Here is a 17,163-nt window from a genome sequence, read left to right as displayed (position 1 = left end):
CCTCAGGAGGGCGATATGACCTCCTGCGGTAACAGTCCCCAAAACGCGCTGCGTTCCAGCCAGCCGCTGTACTGCTTGACCGAAACCTTGCACCATGCCGATCCTGCCTGGCACTGGCGCAGGGTGCCCACCACACCGGGGCGCAGCACGGCGGTCACGGCGGATGTCGTGCTGGCATCCGCGCGCAGCATGACCGCCCCCCTGACCCGACCCGCCTCGGCCACATCCGCCACATGGCCGACCACCCGTGTATCGGCGCGCCCGATCACATCGGTTTCCTTGGCAGATGGCTGGTTGGTCTGCTGCGCGTCTCCCTGTGGGGGCAGTCCCGGGATGACAAACGTGCGGGTTCCCACAAGGGTTGCCTGCTGGACCCATCCCTTCTGTCCGTCCGCGTCCTCGACCAGACGCCAGACATCGAATTCCCGCTCGATCCTGACCGGCAGTCCACGGCGATGATAGACCCAGTCGATGGGATAGCGCTGGCCCGGCCCCGTGCGCATGTTGACTTCATCAGCGCGGAAGGCGGCGAAGCGGGGCAGGGGTAGGCCGGTCACGCTGCCCTTGCTGTTGTCCACCGGCTGGATCGTGGCGGTATCCGGCGTGGCTGGTGCGGGCGGCGGCGGGGTATGCGCCGCACTTTTCGCCGCAACGATACCGGCCCCCGCACCGGCGGCGACGCCTGCCGCCACGGCTGCGGCATGGTGGTGGCGGGGCGTATGGGATTTCACCTTTTTCTCGGTGGCCGCGTGGACATGGGCATGGCCCAGACTGCTGGCTGCCGCATGGGTGCTGCTATGGGCGGTCGCAGCCTGCCCCGCGTGATGCGCATGGTGATGCGCTGTTTTGGTGGTGGTCGCGGGGGCGGCTGCGTAGCCGTGCCCCATGCCTGTGGCCAGCACGGCCACGCAGCCTGCCAGATATCCCCACCGTACCGGGGCGCGGGACGGCGCCGGGGCCGGTCGCGCCAGGAATTCATGCCGCACGCACTGCGCCATCGCGTTCTTCAATCCTTACAGGGTTATGATCTGCCGCCCCCGGGCGGCTTCGAGGAAGGTGGGAATACCCGCAACCTGTACTCCATCAAGCAGGAGATCGGGGTCAAGGTCACATAATTTCAGCGCGGCTTCACATACCATGAGGGTCACATCGAATTCGATCACAGCCTCCCGTAGCGTATCCATGCCCGCAACACCGCGTGCGCGCACTTCCATGTCATCGGCGGCATCGTGCAGGCCATGCCAGTCACGCGCCAGCGCATGCACGCCCCGCCCCGCCGCGAACAGGGTGACGGGACGGCCAATGGCCAGCGCCCCTGCGGCTACGACAAAGGCATAATGGGCGCGGGCATATGCGCCATCATATAACAGGATGGCCAGCGCGCCGTCATCATGCGTCATGCGTGGCCTCCGCCGGGATGCGGCAGGTCGGGGCCGTGGCGTGGCGATGGGTGGACAGGTCGTGAATGGTGGGATGCGCGCCGCACAGGGCACAGTCGGGGTCAGCAGGCAGGGCGATGGTGTGAAAGCGCATGGCCAATGCGTCCCATACCAGCAGGCGACCGGCAAGGCTTTCGCCGATCTGCAGGATTTCCTTCAGGGCTTCCGTTGCCTGAAGCGTGCCCATGACACCGGTTACCGCGCCAAAGACCCCCGCTTCGGCACAGGAAGGGGTGGTACCGGCGGGCGGAGCTTCGGGGTACAGGCAGCGATAGCACGGACCGCCGGGCCGGAAGGTGGAAAGCTGGCCTTCAAAACGCAGCACGGCGGCGGAGATGAGGGTGCGCCCTTCCAGCGCGCAGGCATCGGCCACCAGATAGCGGGTGGCGAAATTGTCGCAGCCATCGCAGACGAGGTCGTAATCACGCACCAGTTCGCGCGCATTGTCCGCCGTCAGCCGGACGTTATGACAATCGACCTGCGTTCCCGGATTGATCGCACGCAGCGCCTGTGCCGCCGAATCGACCTTGGGCTGACCGATCCGGTCGGTCACATGCGCGATCTGGCGCTGCAGGTTGGACAGCTCGACCACATCGTCATCCACCAGCCCGATCCGGCCAACACCCGCCGCCGCCAGATACAGCGCCACGGGCGACCCCAGGCCACCCGCGCCCACAACCAGAATACTGGCTTTTTTCAAGGCGTCCTGCCCGGTTCCGCCTACTTCGGGCAGAAGGATGTGGCGCGCGTAGCGCTGGATCTCGTCTTCGGAAAAATTCATCCCTGTCTCCTGCACGATCCCGCAGCCCCTTCATGGCGGATACACCCCGCCCGCGCCACAACGCAGCCGGAAGCCGCGTGCGGGAGTTCACGATTACGTGATAATTTCTTCATGCAATCATGAAACCAATGCATGCCGGATATGTTTCCAGTATAGTCCAGTTACGGCGTGAAACCATTAGGGGGAGTATAAATCAATGTCTTATCTTTCCCGTATGGAAATTCCATCCGGCCTGTCCTCCCTGCGTCGCCAGCAGGCGCGCTGGGTCTGTGCCGGGACGCTGGCCGCCGCCACGTCGCTGTATGCCGCGTCGCCTTTTTTCACGCTGTGGTCCATCACATCCGCCATCCGCGCCCACGACATGGGCAGCCTGAACACCACGCTCAAGTGGGACACGGTGCGCAGCAGCCTGAAAAATCAGGTTGTGGATGGCCTGATCGGTCCCACGCATGCGGATGATGAACTGCCGGAATTCGGCTCGTCCTTCGCGTCCTCCGCCGTGTCCAACGCGATTGATGAGGAAGTGCGCCCCGACAGGCTGGGCAATCTGGTCGATCACCTGATGCCCCATGAACAGGTTGCGGCGCCCATGGGTGTGCCCGCCATGGTGGGCATGCTGGGTCGTGTGCACATGCACTTCACCCATCCCGGCGTGTTCGAGGCGAGTGTCATCATGCCCGGGCATGAAAATGAAACGCCGCTGCGCCTTCAGATGCGCATCCACGGTTTTCAGTGGAAGATTCATAGCGTGGGACTACCCGCCCCGCGCCAGCAGCCCCTGATCGAGGCGTCGGCCGGGCCGGTTCCGCAGCGCGTGACGCAGCCCTAGGCCGCGTGGTGGCGGGATAATGCGCCCGCCGCGCAGAAACCCGGTTATTTCGGGGCAGGCAGGTCTTCCTCAAGCACCGTCATGTGCACGGCGTAGGACACTTCACCTTCATCTTCATCGCGGTGGACCGTACCCACCACTTCGCCGTTGACGGCCAGTTCAACCGACAGGCCCGCCCGCGGCGGTGCATTGACGGTCAGACCCGGTGAGCCCAGCAGGCGACGCAGGCAGACCTGAAGACGCGAAATCTCGGAAGAGGACATGGTACCCATGAAACGTATGTTCTCCACAATGGCAGGACCAGCCGGGAATAGGATCAGGACCGGATACGCCCCGTTTGTCAACGCGCGTGGCCGGTCCGGTCAGGATCGCGCGGCTGCCCCGTCGGAACACGGGCATCGCCGCAGGCTATAGGCACATGCGGCGCGCGCCGCAACCGGCGTGCCCATGATTTTCCTTATCCCTGCCCCGCCCGCGCCACGATTACCCCGTTCTGTCGACCATGGCGCAACACCAGTAAGAAGGGAGAACAGCGACCATGCGTATAAGATCGTTTCCCCGGCTGATGCTGCTCATGGTCCTGCTTGGTCCCACCGCCGGGCTGACAGCACTCGCGGCCAGTCTGCCCACGACCACGGCCACAACCGAAACCGCGTCAAGCCTGAGCGCCCGCGCCCTTGCCCGCCAGATTCATGAAGAAGGCGCGCAGGCCACCGTCCACGCGCTGGATGAACAGAAGGCATGGCCCCGCCTGCGCCGCGCCGTGGCCGCTGGCTGGGATGGGTGGATCGAACTGGTGCCTGACCTGATCACTCATGCTGATGATGCAACCGCCAGCCGCCTGCGCACATCGCTGCGTCAGGCCCTGCCGCGTAATCCGTATGCCGTGCTGTCCATAATTGATCCGGGCAATGGCGCGCTGCTGGGGGCGGGGGCGCTGTGCACCGCCCATGGCATGCCGGCGCGCTGGCGGCAGGACAGCATCCGCGCCATCGGTGCGGTGCATGACATCCATCTGGCCCACCAGAATGCGGACTGCCTTGCCGCCCTGTCGGCTGGCCTGCCTACTGAAACGGCAGATAACGGAACGTGACGTAGACGGTATTGCCACCGGTGGTGGGGGACGCCCCATCACCGCCCTTATAGGCGAATTTGCGCAGATAGGTGTACTGCACGCCGGTCATCACCGCGCCATAGCCGCCCTGCAGCACATGCCACCAGCCGCCTACCGTCAGGTCGGCAAGGGTATGGGTCTGGGCATCACAGCTACCGCCGGTAATCATCTCCACATTACAACTGCTCAGCGACAGGTCGTTCACGCCGTAGCCATACTGGTAGCCATCCGTGCCGGTATAGGTCCGCCGCCCGGCATGTTCCACGCCACCATACAGATAGACCAGCAGGTTGGGGGTCGGGTGGCCGATCAGCCCCATGCTGCCGATGATTTCAGGAATGGGCGCGGGCGTGCCATTGGCCTTGAATGTGGCGTCGGGCAGCATGCCGGGGCCATAACGGCCAATGCCCTCACCCGCCAGCACGTTGCCGGTAAACTGCAGGAAGCGGGGAATGACATGCACCGTCACGTCCCCGCCGACGCCACCCGCAAAGGACACCCGTTCGCGGATCGGCCCACCCGTGGCGGACTGCGACATGGCCTTGAACCAGCGCGCCAGACCGTAAACCTCGTAATGGGCGGGCTTGGTGTCCAGCGCCCCTTTCAGCACGATGTCAGGGGCGACATCCATGCTGTATTTGGCGTTGGGATTGAGCATGCCCGAGCCAGCGTTGCTGTAGAGTATGCGCGTGCCGGATGAGGCGAGGATATCATCATCGGTGCCGCTCAGCATCGGATGATCGCTGCTGCTGCCTGATGCCGCGTAAGCCACCTGCGGCGCTTCAAGCGAAAGCCCCAGCCACCATTTGCGCCCGAAATCCTTGATGAAGCGGATCTGTGGCACGCGGGTAAAGACGATACCGGGTATCTGGTTGTTATCGACTACCGGCGGTAGCTGTTCATGACGTGACAGCAGGCCCTGCGTGTAACCCGTGGTCAGGCTCCATGCCTGCCCGGCCAGCACATGGAACCCCCATTTGGTGTTGCTGTAGGTCATGTACGCCTGCCGGATTCGCGGCGTGTAGCTGTTGGTCTGGTAGCTGTTGGCCGTGCCTGCCGCGCCGCCGAAATCCGTCTCGATATAGCCGGACAGGGTTTCATCCTTGGTGGGCGAACCCTGCAGCAGCACGCTCAGGCGCGTAAGCTGCGCGGACGGGCGGTACTCGCCCGTATGGGCGTTGGGGCTGTTGGCGTAAGGGAAGCTGCCCCAGCTTGTGGCGGGGCCGCTGGTCAGGTTCTTGCTGCGATAGATGTTTGAAAAGTCGATGAAGCCGCCCAGCCGTACCGAAACCCCGCCAATGCGGAACACGGGGGGCAGGCTGTCCACGCCCGTCTGGGTAATGGCAAGCGGGCTGGAGGAATCAAGGTCAAGCTTGGGCTGGCTGGGAATGATGCTTTCCGTCATCGTGTTTTCCGCCGCTGCCGCGGCCTGCGCATCATCCGACAGCGCAGGGCCACCTATGACCAGACGCGACAGGTCGGGCATGGCGGTGATCTGCCCGGAAGGCGAGGGGGCGGTCCACGCCGTACTGGCCCGCCCGCCGGAACGCAGCGTGCGGCTGGCTGGCATGTGCTGCGCGTTCTGTGCCCCGCCGTGGCGGGCCTCGATCTGCTGGACCTTGGCTTCAAGCCGTCGCATTTCGGCATGGATGGCACGGATTTCCGCCATGTCATCCGCCCGCGCGCAATCCGGCATGATCATGCCGCCCAGCAGCACCGCAACCCCGCCCCACATGATGGCCTGCCTGCCTGCGGTGCAGGACAGGCAGCTTTCTTTACAACAGCAATCCATCAGTCTGGCGCGTCAGCCCCTGAATACATGATTAACAAAATCCACCCGTGCCGGGTACGGGCACGGGATAATATCGGCTGTGTGCAGATGGCAGCAGATACCGTCTGTTTTCTTTCGCCGGCAACATAACATGCGTAATACATGAACGGATTGCATCTTATATAGAAAAAATGTTTATCTGTTATGCATTAAATATTCATACGCACGACATATATTCGCATGATTTCCTTTATTTCATAACATTTCTGCCGTTAACTCAAGTCCTTTACATGCACTGACATGGGAGTGAGAGATATGACCGAATCCCGGCAATCGGGTTCCCGTCCCATCGAGGACCGACCGCTGGCCGGTATGCCGCATCCTGACCATCCCTTTCACTGGAAGCTGTATGGATGCGAAATGGTCGCCACCGTGGTGCTGATGCTCTGCGGGATCATTTCCGTGACGGTGCTGACGGCCCCTTTCAGTGTCATCGGCAGGGACCTTGCGCCCCATCCCCTGCTCCAGACCGCCTTATGCGGCCTGTTCTTTGGCCTGTCGGGGACTGTGGCCGCCTATACGCCGTTTGGCCGTGTCAGCGGGGCGCATGTCAGCCCGTCCGTCTCGCTGGCGTTCAGTCTCGCGGGACGGCTGGGGGGTGTCGATCTGTGCGGCTACGTTGCGGCGCAGATGGCGGGCGCCTGTGTCGCCACCTTTCTCCTCGCCCTTTTCGGGCATCTGCTTCCGGGGTGGGGGCGCATGGTGCACGAATCCGCCTATGCCGCGACCGTTCCCTTTTCAGGGGTAGCGGTTATCTGGCCGCTGGTGACGGAGGTGGCGCTGACCGCCCTGCTGGTGCTGATGCTGTGCTGCCTTGCCGCCCATCCGACATGGAAAGTGGTGACGCCATGGGCGGGCGGGCTGTTCTTTTTCATATGCAACCCGATTTCGGCCTGGCTGTCGGGTAACAGCTCCAATCTGGCGCGCAGTTTTGGTCCGGCGCTGATGGCGGGACAGTGGCAGGCGTTCTGGATTTATGTGCTTGGTCCCTTCATGGGGGCAGCACTTGCGATCTGGCTGCTGCGTTCGCGCCTGCTGGGACGTATCGAGGTGGAGGAGGCGCGGCTGGTCAATTTCGGCCACCATGGCCGCATCCCTTCCCTGCTGCATCCGGGCCGTCATGCGGGGGCGCAGGGGACGCCCCGCCAGTGATGGGCAGGCAGCCTACTTGCAATCGGCGCAAATTATTCCCAATATCATAACCAGAAACGCGAATCGGGTCCCAGACCCGGTTTGCAGGCGTTCTCAGGGCGGGGCGAAATTCCCCACCGGCGGTGAGTGTTCCCTGTCCGCAGGGGCATAAGTCCGCGAGCGCCCGGTCGCAGTCATGCGGGCGGGGTCAAGCAGATCCGGTGTGATTCCGGAACCGACGGTTACAGTCCGGATGAGAGAGAACGAGAACTGTACACCCGCCTTCCGTCATGGAAGGCAGGCAGATGGTTTTACGCGCCCTGAGTCCGTCCAGATGGATGGAGTACTGTTGCTTGGACGCGTTGCCACGGGGCATCATGCCCTTTCCCGCTCCTGACCTGCCTGAAGCGGTTGCGCATGGTTTTCGCGCCGCGGTGGATGAGGCCGCGCGCCATGTGGGCGCCACGGCGCCCAATCCCCCTGTCGGCTGTGCGCTGCTGGACCGTGATGGCGTCATCCTTGCCGTTGGTGGCCATCACCGCGCCGGTACTCCCCATGCCGAAATACAGGCCATAAACCAGTGCCGTGAACGCGGCCTGCTGGACCGCGCGCATACGGCGGTGGTGACACTGGAACCGTGCAACCATACCGGCCGTACGGGTCCGTGTTCACAGGCGCTGCTGGCAACGCCGGTGCGCACGATATGGATCGGATTGCGTGACCCCAACCCGCATGTGGAAGGTGGCGGCGCGGATTACCTGCACCAGCATGGATGCAGCGTGCATGTGCTCCAGCCCGTTCCCACGCATGCGGCGGCCCTTGCGGCCTGCCGCAGCCTGCTGGCCCCGTTCGCGCATTTCATGCGTACCGGCCAGCCATGGATTACGGTCAAGCAGGCGCTGGACGCCACGGGTTCCATGGTGCCGCCCGCAGGTCAGACGACCTTTAGCGCGCCGGCCTCCCTTGACCTTGCGCATAAGCTGCGCCGGGCCACGGACGCGGTGATTACCGCCAGCGGCACCATCCGCGCTGACAGCCCTGCCCTGACCGTGCGCCGTGTGGCGGATCATCCCGGTCGTGCGCCGCGTATCCTCGCCATCTGCACCCGGATGGGGGAAGTGGACGAAGCCTACCTGCTGGCCGCTCGTGCGCGTGGTTTCGATGTTCGGGTCTGCACCGATATCGCGGCCCTGCCGGACATGCTGGGGCAGGCGGGCGTGACTTGGGCGATGGTGGAGGCAGGGCCTGCGCTGCTGGCTGAAATCGTGGCCCGTAACCTGTGGCATGACTGGCTGACCATCACGGCGGATGGCAGCGGCATGGATCGCTACGATGTCCGTGTGCGGGAAGGGGATGTGAGCCCGCTGCGCCTTTTCCCCGAACTCTCCGGTATGAAGGAGTAAAGATGTTTTCTGGCATTATCGAGTACCAGGGGCACGTCAGTGCCGCGCGGCGACTGGACCGGGATCTGGAAATAACGGTGGAAACCGGCATTACCGATCTGGCTCTGGGCGAAAGCGTCGCCGTCAATGGCGTGTGTCTGACCGTCACCGCCTTTGACGCCGCGGGTAAGGCCTCCTTCTTCATCAGTTCGGAAACGCTGGACCGCACGGCCCTTGGGCGGATCGCGGTAGGGCGCACCGTCAACCTTGAACGTGCGGTCACTGCCGGTACCCGTCTTTCGGGTCATATCGTGCAGGGCCATGTGGATGGGACCGCGCGTCTGCTGGAAGTCGAAAAGACGGGGGAGGGACGGCGCATTGTCTTTTCCGTTCCCGCCCGGCTGCGGCGCTACCTTGTGGAAAAGGGCTCGATCACGCTGGACGGCATCAGCTTGACGCTCAATGAGGTTGGTGCGCCGGGGGCGGAGGGCAGCGATCCCGATGCGTTCCGCATCGCCCTCATGATCATTCCCCATACATGGGATCACACCACCCTTGGCACCCTGAAGGCAGGGGATGCGGTGAATGTCGAAGTCGATGTCATCGCCAAATATGTGGAGAGCATATGTCAGTATCGTTGATGCCCCCCGCGCTGGCACAGGCTGTTGCCACCATCCGCCGGGGCGGAATGATCATCCTTGTGGATGACGAGGACCGCGAAAACGAGGGCGATCTGGTCATGGCCGCCGAGTGCATGACGCCGGAGGCGATGAACTTCATGGTCACGCATGCGCGTGGTCTGGTGTGCATGCCCATGTCGCCCGAACGGATCACGCAGCTCAACCTGCCCATGATGACGCAGGTGAACACCTGCCCGCGCGGCACGGCCTTCACCGTCTCGATCGAGGCGCGCGAAGGGGTGACAACCGGCATTTCCGCAGCCGACCGCGCCCGTACGGTGCTGGTGGCGGCGCAGCCTGATGCGACGGCGGCGGATCTTGTCTCGCCGGGGCATATCTTTCCGCTGCGTGCGGTGCCCGGCGGCACGGTGGCGCGGCCGGGCCATACGGAAGCGTCGGTCGATCTGGCGCGCATGGCCGGGCTGATACCCGCCGCCGTGATCTGCGAGATCATGAACGAGGACGGCACCATGTCCCGCATGGATGACCTGCGCCCCTATGCCGAACGGCACGGGCTGCAGATCCTGTCCATCGCGGAACTGGCCCGCTGGCTCGAATCGCACCCGCTGGATGCGACGGCGGACGCGACACCGGGCATCGAACAGGTGGCCCGTGCCCATCTGCCCAGCCGCTTTGGCGGCCCGGACATGATGATCCATGCCTTCCGCGCGCCCGATGGCACCGAACATGTCGCCATGGTGAAGGGCCAGCCCGACAGGGCGGGTACCGTGCCGCTGGTGCGGCTGCATTCGGAATGTGTGACGGGGGATGCGCTGGGGTCGCTGCGATGCGACTGCGGCGCCCAGTTGCAGGGCGCGTTGCAGCAGATCGGGCAGGCGCAGGCCGGGGTGCTGGTTTACGTGCGCGGGCATGAAGGGCGCGGCATTGGCCTGGCCAACAAGATCCGCGCCTACGCATTGCAGGATGAAGGGCTGGATACGGTCGATGCGAACCATCGCCTTGGTTTCGAGACCGATGCGCGTGACTGGCAGGCAGCGTCCGCCATCCTGCACGCGCTGGGTGTGAACAGGCTCGACCTGCTGACGAACAACCCGGACAAGGTGCGTGCCCTGCAGCAGCACGGCTTTGACGTGCGCGAACGCATTCCCCTGACGGTGGCGGCCAATCCCTTCAACCGCGCCTATCTGGAAGCCAAGCGTACCCGCATGGGCCATGCCCTGTGCCAGCCGGAAACGGCGGATACGCACTGAATCATAACGACAGACACGGATAAAAGCTGGATATGAGCACCAACATCCCCTCCGCCCCCGCGCAACTTGATTTCGCCCATCCGCCGCGCATTGCGATCGTGGTCAGCCGTTTCAATGAAAACGTGACCCATGGGCTGCGTGATGGCGCGCTGGCGTGGCTGGCGGAACATGCGATCGCCATGCGTGATGATGACGTCATGTATGCGCCCGGTGCCTACGAACTGCCCCTTCTGGCCCAGACGCTGGCCCGCACGGGCCGTTACGACGGTGTGGTCTGCCTTGGCTGCGTGATCAAGGGCGATACGGCGCATTTCGAATTCATAAGCCTTGGCACGGCGATCGGCCTGCAGCAGGCATCGCTGAATACGGAAGTGCCGATCGCCTTTGGCGTGCTGACGACCTATACTGATGAACAGGCCGTGGTCCGTTCGCGTGATGACGTGCACAACAAGGGACGCGAGGCCGTGGCGGCCTGTGTCGAAAGTCTCGCATTGCTTCAGAAAATCAGAGGCTGCTAAGATGCCACAGGACACCATAAATGGCTGAAAACGGCCCTTTATGGTCCTGTTTCAATCTGTGGACAGGGATGGCGGATGCGGCAGTTCACCCTCATCGCCGGGGCATTCGGAATTGGTCTGACCATATGGATGCTGGGGCGTTTTGGCCTGCATGACATTCTCTGGCTGATGGCGGCCGGGGGATGGAGCATCCCTGTCATCATCCTTTTCCATACGACACAGGTCTGCGCTTCGGCGCAGGCATGGCGCATGCTGGCCCAGACCGGGCGCGCCCGTCTGGGCTTTGGCGATTTCTTCGCCCTGCGCTGCGCGCGCGAAGGGATCAACAACCTTCTTCCCGTGGCGCAGGTGGGGGGCGAGGTCATCACCACCCGCCTTCTGGCGCGCAGGCATCATGTGGGTCTGCGGCGCGCGGCGGCGGCGACCATATGCGACCTGACCATCGAACTGCTCAGTCAGGTGACGTTCACCCTTATCGGGCTGGGGGTGCTGTTCTGTCTGGTCCATCGTTCCGCCGTTACGGATGAACTTATGGAAAGTGCCCTCGCAGCCGTGGCGCTGGGTGCGGTTTTCCTTGGCAGCCAGTATCTGGGCGCGGTGTCGGTTGTGGAAAAGCTGCTGGTGCGGATCGCGGCCCATCTGGGATGGGACGGGGTGGAGGATATCCGTGGCCTGCATCAGGAAATCCTGACCCTTTACCGCACCCATGAAAATTCGCTGCGTGCGGGCGCGTTGCAACTGCTGGGCTGGTCGCTGGGCACGTTCGAGGTTTTTCTGGTTCTCGACGCGATGGGCCATCCCCTTTCGCTTGCTGACAGCTTTGTGATCGAGAGCGTGGGACAGGCCGCGAAGTCCGCAGGCTTTGCCGTACCCGGCGCGCTGGGCGTGTCCGAAGGGGGGTATATCCTGATCGGTGGGCTGTTCGGCCTGTCGCCGCAGGTGGGGATCGCGCTTTCCCTGATCAAGCGCCTGCGGGAAATCGCATGGGGCCTGCCATCGCTTCTGGCATGGCAGGTGATGGAAATGCGCTGGATACGTCCCGAGCCCGCCCATGCGAAGGAAATACATCTGTCCGGTCGATCATGATATCGCCACGCTCCGTGCGTAGGCGTGCGTCATGAAGAACCACCTTGCATCACGACCGCATCATGGGCCAAACCGGGCATCTTCACGGACTGCCGCGCGCCACGCGGTACGCCGTAGGTTTCTGAAGGGCTGAATACTCGTCATGCTATCGGTACCGCTTGGGCGTCTTGTCGCTTTCTGTTCCCGTCGTGCCATTGCGGTCGTGCTGGCTTTTGCCGTGCTGATAGCGGGCGCGACCTATGCCAGTTACATGCTGCTGGGCGTGACCACCGATACGGACACGATGTTCTCCTCCTCGCTCGACTGGAAGAAGCGGTCGGACGAAATGGGGCGGCTGTTCCCGCAGAAGCAGGACCAGCTTGTCGCCGTAATCGATGCGGCCCTGCCGGAGGAGGCGCAGCAGACCGCGCTGGCGCTGGCCGCGAAGCTGCGTGATGACCATGCCCACTTCAATTACGTCACCACGCCCCAGACCGATCCCTACCTTGTGCGCAACGGTCTCATGTTCCTTGACCCGACGGCGCTGGAGCGTGTGCTCAACACCACCATCACCGCCCAGCCGTTCCTGAGTGAACTGGCAGCCGACCCGTCCGGGCGGGGGCTGTTCAGTGCGCTGGACCTGATCGCGCTTGGCGTCAGTCAGGGGCAGGCGGATCTGGGCAACTTTCAGGCGGCGCTGAACGGTTTCGCCACCACGTTGCAGCATTCGGTCGATGGCAGTCCTGAACCCCTGTCATGGGAACGGCTGCTGGCGGGTGATCTGGCGGATCTGGGCGGCAAGTTCCAGTTTGTCGTGACCCAGCCCAAGCTGGATTATGATTCCTTCCAGCCCGGCGGCGCGGCATCGGATGCGATCCGGGCCGCCGCCAATGACCTGCCGTTTGTCAAGAACGGACGCGCGCATGTCCACATCACCGGCGATACGCAGATTGCGGATGAGGAATTCGCAACCGTGGCCGAAGGCATGGTCGCGGGGCTTCTGGGTTCGCTGGTGCTGGTTACGCTGTGGCTGATCCTGGCGGTGCATACATGGCGCATCATCGTGCCCATTATCGTCACCCTGGTATCCGGCCTGCTGCTGACCACGGGCTTCGCCGCCATCGTGGTGGGCAAGCTGAACCTGATCTCGGTGGCGTTCGCCATCCTGTTCGTGGGCATTGCGGTGGATTTCGCCATCCAGTTTTCAGTGCGCTTCCGGGCGCAGGCACAGCCCGACGGCTCTTCCCCCGGCCTGCTGGACGCGCTTGAGCGCACGGGGAATGAAACGGGGCACCAGATCCTTGTCGCCGCCATGGCGACATCCGCCGGTTTCCTTGCGTTTACGCCCACCGCTTTTGTCGGCGTGGCCCAGCTTGGGCTGATTGCCGGCTTCGGCATGCTGTTCGCCTTCATCTGCACGCTTACGCTGCTGCCCGCGCTGCTGCGCCTGTTCCGGCCGACCGCAGGCCATGGCCGCATGGGCTTTACCTTCGCCCGGCCCGTGGACCACGCGATCCGCCGCCATCGCTGGCCGATCCTTGCCGTTTTCGTGGTGATCGCGCTTGTGGGACTGGGGCTGACGCCACGCCTGACATTCGATGCCGACCCGCTGCATACCAAGAACCCCAAATCGGAGGGGATGGTCACGCTGGGCATGCTGATGTCGGAGCCGCAGTATTCGCCCTATACCGTGGATGTGCTGCTGCCCAATCTGGATCAGGCCGCCGCCATGTCGGAGCGCCTGTCCGGCCTGCCGCTGGTGCATGACGCGCTGTGGCTTGGCTCCCTTGTGCCATCCGACCAGAAGACCAAGCTCCCGCTGATTCAGGATGCGGCCAGCCTGCTGCTGCCGACGCTGGTGGTTCCCAATCCCAAGCCTGCGCCGGATGCGGCCGAACTGCGCGCCGCTGCCGCCAGGACCGCTGCCGCACTGGGCGGCGTGCTGGACCAGTTGCCCGCCAATGATCCGCTGCGGCGCATCCAGTCGGCCCTTGCGCATCTGTCCAAGGCCGATGACCAGCGCGTTCTGGCTACGAACGAGGCACTGGTCCGCTTCCTGCCCATGCAGCTCGACATGCTGCGCGGCATGCTTCAGGCCAAGCCGGTGACAATTGCTGATGTGCCCGCGCAACTGGCACATGATTACCTGCTGCCTGATGGCCGTGCGCTGGTCGAAGTCCATCCCAGCCATGAGATGCAGGGCAATCGCGCGCTGCACACCTATGTCGATGAAATCCGCAAGGTCGCGCCGATGGCGGCAGGGTCCGCCATCGATATCGTGCAGAGTGCCGCAACCATGGTGCATGCCTTTGTCACGGCGGCGGGTGCGGCCATTGTCATGATCGCCATCATCCTGTCGGTCGCGCTGCGCAGGCTGCTGGATACCGCGCTGGTACTCGCACCCCTGCTGCTTTCGGCGCTGATGACGGTGATCCTGATCATCGTGGTGCCTGAACAGCTCAATTTCGCCAACATCATCGCCCTGCCGCTTCTGCTTGGGGTGGGCGTGTCGTTCAACATCTACTTCGTCATGAACTGGCGGGCGGGGATCAAGCTGCCGCTGTCCAGTCCGACGGCGCGCGCGGTACTGTTTTCGGCGCTGACCACGGGCACGGCCTTCGGATCGCTGGCGGCATCGCACCATCCGGGCACGGCCAGCATGGGGCGGCTTCTGCTGCTGTCGCTGGGCTGCACGCTGGTTGCGACCCTTGTTTTCGTCCCGGCCCTGCTGCCCAAGCGGTCGATCGACGCGGAATGATCCTTTCGGGGGGATGAAATGAAAAAGGCCGCATCCTTGGGGATGCGGCCTTTTTTCATGAATGGGGGGTGCGTTTCAGGATTTGAACCAGACTTCCACCGGCCCCTTGACCTTCATGGCCATGGGGTTGCCAAAACGGTCGGTGCCACGGCCCACGGCCAGACGCACCCAGCCTTCGCTTATGCAGTATTCCTCGACATTGGTTTTCTCAATGCCCTTGAAGCGCACGCCAATGCCGCGATCGAGCAGGGCCTCGTCATAAAAGGGGCTGGCGGGATTGACGGACAGACGGTCCGGCGGGGTATCGGTCATATCTGGTCTTTTCCGTATGCTGAACGTGAAACGCTGTCTGACATAGCGGCAATGCCCTTACTCTCCAACACCCTGTGACGCATCTTCCTCCACCACGCGGATCGTGGCCTGCCCGCGGGTTATGTCGGTAATGCGCGCGCGCACCTCCGCTTCGCGTATGACGGGCACCGTTATATGCAGCGTCACGCCCGCCGCGCCGAATTCTTCCCCAGAGATCTGGCAGTCCATGCTTTCCAGCCGGGCGCGCAGCAGGGCGTGTTCGGAAAAACCGCAGCCAAAGGTCAGGGCCACCATTTCCACAATGGGCTGACGCGGGGCCAGACGCAGGCATTCCGCCGCCGTGCCGCCATAGGCGCGCACCAGCCCGCCCGCGCCCAGCTTGGTACCGCCGAACCAGCGGGTCACGACCACCACCGTCCGGTCGAAGCCCTGCCCCTCGATCACCTGAAGGATCGGGCGTCCCGCCGTGCCGCCCGGCTCACCCGCATCATCGCTACGGTAGGTCTGGCCGATCAGATAGGCCCAGCAGTTATGGGTCGCATCGGGATCGCTGACGGCGGCGATGAAGGCCATGGCTTCCTGCGGGGTGGCGACGGGGGCGGCCTGCGCCAGAAAGATGCTTTTCTTTATTTCCCGCTCCAGCATGGCGGGGGCCTGTAGCATGAAGCGCTCGGGTGCACTCACGCCGGGGCCTCCTCCATCCCCTGGGTGAACAGGCTGACCAGATCGCCCAGATGACCGATTTCATGCAGGCCCAGCCCGTCGGGCGCGGTGGGGCGGCGGTTGCCCCGCGCGATGCGGCGCGGCAGGTAGGCGTGTTCGAAGCCCAGTTTGTGCGCTTCCTTCAGCCGTGTATCGGGCTGGGAGACCTGCCGCACTTCCCCCGACAGGCCGACTTCGCCGAAATAGACGGAACCCGCGCTGGTGGGCTGGCCTGTCGCCGCCGAAACCAGTGCGGCAGCCACCGCCATGTCCGCCGCCGGTTCCATCACGCGCAGGCCGCCCGCCACATTCAGATGGACATCCATTGCATTGAGCTTGATGCCGCAGCGCGCTTCCAGAACCGCCAGCAGCATGTTCAGCCGCCCGGTATCCCAGCCGACCACCGCCCGGCGTGGCGCGCCATCCCCCCCTTTGGGTGAAAGCAGGGCCTGCACTTCCAGAAGGACGGGACGGGTGCCTTCCATACCGGCGAACACGGCGGAGCCTGCGATATGACCGCGCCGTTCCGCAAGGAACAGGGCGGAAGGGTTGGGCACTTCCTCCAGCCCCTGATCGGTCATGGCGAAAACACCGATTTCATCGGTCGCGCCAAAGCGGTTCTTGGCCGCGCGCAGGATGCGGAACTGGTGGCCGCGATCGCCTTCGAAATACAGCACCGCATCAACCATGTGTTCCAGAACGCGGGGGCCGGCCAGCGCCCCTTCCTTGGTGACGTGTCCTACAAGGATCAGGCTGAAACCGCGCTGCTTGGCCAGACGGATCAGCTCGAACGCGCTGGACCGGACCTGACTGACGGTGCCGGGCGCGCTTTCCACCGTTTCCATCCACATGGTCTGGATCGAGTCGATTACCACCATCGCCAGATCGCTTTCCGCTTCCAGCGTGGCGGCGATGTCGGCCACGTTTATCGCGGCAGCCAGTTCCAGCGTGGGCGCTTCCAGTCCCAGCCTGCGGGCACGCAGGCGGATCTGGTCAACCGCCTCCTCGCCCGAGATATACATGACCTTGCGCCCCAGACGCGCCAGTGCGCAGGCCCCCTGCAACAGCAGCGTGGACTTGCCGATGCCGGGATCGCCGCCCACCAGCACCACGGATGCGGGCACCAGTCCGCCACCCAGCACGCGGTCGAGTTCGCTTATCCGCGTTTCTATCCGGGGTGGCGGAGGCGTGTCGCCCGCCAGCCCCACAAGATTGATACGCGCGCCGCTACGCCTGCGCGCGTTCGTGCCACCGGTCGCGGTGGGTTCAACCGATTCTTCTACAATGCTGTTCCATGCACCACAGGCGTCACACCGGCCCGACCACTTGGGAAAGACCGCCCCGCAGGACTGACAGACAAAACGATTGGCGGGCCGACGCGCCATGATGGCTCCTTGCGCAAGAACAGAC

General features: G+C 63.9%; 17 protein-coding genes and 1 riboswitch. Of the genes, 9 read left to right on the top strand and 8 right to left on the bottom strand.

Annotated elements, in window-relative coordinates; translation table 11 throughout:
- Window positions 1–2 precede the first annotated feature (2 nt).
- Genes ACBR42_RS04130 through ACBR42_RS04120 form a run of 3 tightly spaced genes read right to left on the bottom strand, consistent with a single transcriptional unit; the run spans window position 3 to window position 2,220 of the window.
- The gene (locus ACBR42_RS04130; protein ID WP_371207338.1) at window positions 3–998 is read right to left on the bottom strand and encodes an SH3 domain-containing protein; all 996 of its coding nucleotides are present in this window, start codon (window positions 996–998) and stop codon (window positions 3–5) included.
- Between the two features lie 15 nt (window positions 999–1,013).
- Window positions 1,014–1,400 carry a DsrE family protein gene (locus tag ACBR42_RS04125; RefSeq protein ID WP_371207337.1) on the bottom strand — a complete coding sequence of 129 codons (387 nt, stop codon included), beginning with the start codon at window positions 1,398–1,400 and terminating at the stop codon, window positions 1,014–1,016.
- Window positions 1,390–2,220 (bottom strand): ThiF family adenylyltransferase, encoded by an 831-nt coding sequence (locus ACBR42_RS04120; protein WP_371207336.1) that lies wholly within the window; start codon window positions 2,218–2,220, stop codon window positions 1,390–1,392. Before ACBR42_RS04120 ends, ACBR42_RS04125 begins: the two co-directional genes overlap by 11 nt.
- 196 nt (window positions 2,221–2,416) lie before the next feature.
- Between ACBR42_RS04120 and ACBR42_RS04115 the strand changes: the two genes are divergently transcribed.
- The gene (locus ACBR42_RS04115) at window positions 2,417–3,049 is read left to right on the top strand and encodes a DUF2939 domain-containing protein (protein ID WP_102324908.1); all 633 of its coding nucleotides are present in this window, start codon (window positions 2,417–2,419) and stop codon (window positions 3,047–3,049) included.
- A gap of 44 nt (window positions 3,050–3,093) precedes the next feature.
- On the opposite strand, the gene ACBR42_RS04110 is transcribed toward ACBR42_RS04115, so the two are convergent.
- On the bottom strand, window positions 3,094–3,321 hold the full coding sequence (locus ACBR42_RS04110) for a DUF3126 family protein (protein ID WP_102325267.1): 228 nt from the start codon (window positions 3,319–3,321) through the stop codon (window positions 3,094–3,096).
- Between the two features lie 266 nt (window positions 3,322–3,587).
- Between ACBR42_RS04110 and ACBR42_RS04105 the strand changes: the two genes are divergently transcribed.
- Complete coding sequence (locus ACBR42_RS04105) at window positions 3,588–4,142, top strand: hypothetical protein (RefSeq protein WP_371207335.1); 555 nt, start codon at window positions 3,588–3,590, stop codon at window positions 4,140–4,142.
- Here ACBR42_RS04105 and ACBR42_RS04100 read toward each other — a convergent pair.
- Complete coding sequence (locus ACBR42_RS04100; RefSeq protein WP_371207334.1) at window positions 4,114–5,898, bottom strand: hypothetical protein; 1,785 nt, start codon at window positions 5,896–5,898, stop codon at window positions 4,114–4,116. The genes ACBR42_RS04105 and ACBR42_RS04100 overlap by 29 nt on opposite strands.
- A gap of 351 nt (window positions 5,899–6,249) precedes the next feature.
- On the opposite strand from ACBR42_RS04100, the gene ACBR42_RS04095 reads away from it, so the two are divergent.
- The 7 genes from ACBR42_RS04095 to ACBR42_RS04065 all read left to right on the top strand — a co-directional run bounded on the left by ACBR42_RS04095 (window position 6,250) and on the right by ACBR42_RS04065 (window position 14,739).
- Window positions 6,250–7,146 (top strand): MIP/aquaporin family protein, encoded by an 897-nt coding sequence (locus ACBR42_RS04095; RefSeq protein ID WP_243705175.1) that lies wholly within the window; start codon window positions 6,250–6,252, stop codon window positions 7,144–7,146.
- 85 nt (window positions 7,147–7,231) lie between these two features.
- Window positions 7,232–7,394, top strand: a riboswitch (FMN riboswitch).
- 129 nt (window positions 7,395–7,523) lie between these two features.
- Complete coding sequence (gene ribD / locus ACBR42_RS04090) at window positions 7,524–8,528, top strand: bifunctional diaminohydroxyphosphoribosylaminopyrimidine deaminase/5-amino-6-(5-phosphoribosylamino)uracil reductase RibD (protein WP_371207432.1); 1,005 nt, start codon at window positions 7,524–7,526, stop codon at window positions 8,526–8,528.
- A gap of 2 nt (window positions 8,529–8,530) precedes the next feature.
- Window positions 8,531–9,148: a riboflavin synthase gene (locus tag ACBR42_RS04085; RefSeq protein ID WP_102324905.1), complete on the top strand. Its 618-nt coding sequence runs from the start codon at window positions 8,531–8,533 to the stop codon at window positions 9,146–9,148.
- The gene (ribB, locus tag ACBR42_RS04080; protein ID WP_102324904.1) at window positions 9,148–10,398 is read left to right on the top strand and encodes a 3,4-dihydroxy-2-butanone-4-phosphate synthase; all 1,251 of its coding nucleotides are present in this window, start codon (window positions 9,148–9,150) and stop codon (window positions 10,396–10,398) included. Before ACBR42_RS04085 ends, ribB begins: the two co-directional genes overlap by 1 nt.
- A gap of 32 nt (window positions 10,399–10,430) precedes the next feature.
- On the top strand, window positions 10,431–10,916 hold the full coding sequence (gene ribH / locus ACBR42_RS04075) for a 6,7-dimethyl-8-ribityllumazine synthase (protein ID WP_102324903.1): 486 nt from the start codon (window positions 10,431–10,433) through the stop codon (window positions 10,914–10,916).
- 75 nt (window positions 10,917–10,991) lie between these two features.
- The gene (locus ACBR42_RS04070; RefSeq protein ID WP_102324902.1) at window positions 10,992–12,002 is read left to right on the top strand and encodes a lysylphosphatidylglycerol synthase domain-containing protein; all 1,011 of its coding nucleotides are present in this window, start codon (window positions 10,992–10,994) and stop codon (window positions 12,000–12,002) included.
- A 142-nt stretch (window positions 12,003–12,144) separates the two neighbouring features.
- Entirely contained in the window at window positions 12,145–14,739 is a 2,595-nt protein-coding gene (locus ACBR42_RS04065) for an MMPL family transporter (protein ID WP_282759089.1), read from the top strand.
- A gap of 75 nt (window positions 14,740–14,814) precedes the next feature.
- Here ACBR42_RS04065 and ACBR42_RS04060 read toward each other — a convergent pair whose 3' ends face one another.
- Genes ACBR42_RS04060 through radA form a run of 3 tightly spaced genes read right to left on the bottom strand, consistent with a single transcriptional unit; the run spans window position 14,815 to window position 17,138 of the window.
- Entirely contained in the window at window positions 14,815–15,051 is a 237-nt protein-coding gene (locus ACBR42_RS04060) for a DUF3297 family protein (RefSeq protein WP_102324900.1), read from the bottom strand.
- Between the two features lie 57 nt (window positions 15,052–15,108).
- On the bottom strand, window positions 15,109–15,735 hold the full coding sequence (locus ACBR42_RS04055) for a YigZ family protein (protein ID WP_371207333.1): 627 nt from the start codon (window positions 15,733–15,735) through the stop codon (window positions 15,109–15,111).
- Window positions 15,732–17,138, bottom strand: coding sequence for a DNA repair protein RadA (gene radA, locus ACBR42_RS04050; protein WP_102324898.1), 1,407 nt, complete (start codon window positions 17,136–17,138; stop codon window positions 15,732–15,734). The genes ACBR42_RS04055 and radA overlap by 4 nt, the downstream gene beginning before the upstream one ends.
- Window positions 17,139–17,163: the final 25 nt, after the last annotated feature.

It is taken from the genome of Komagataeibacter sp. SM21 (genome assembly GCF_041402665.1).
Classification (GTDB): domain Bacteria; phylum Pseudomonadota; class Alphaproteobacteria; order Acetobacterales; family Acetobacteraceae; genus Komagataeibacter; species Komagataeibacter saccharivorans.
The sequence above is the reverse complement of the archived record's forward strand: the minus strand, read 5'-3'. Positions and strand labels throughout refer to the sequence as shown.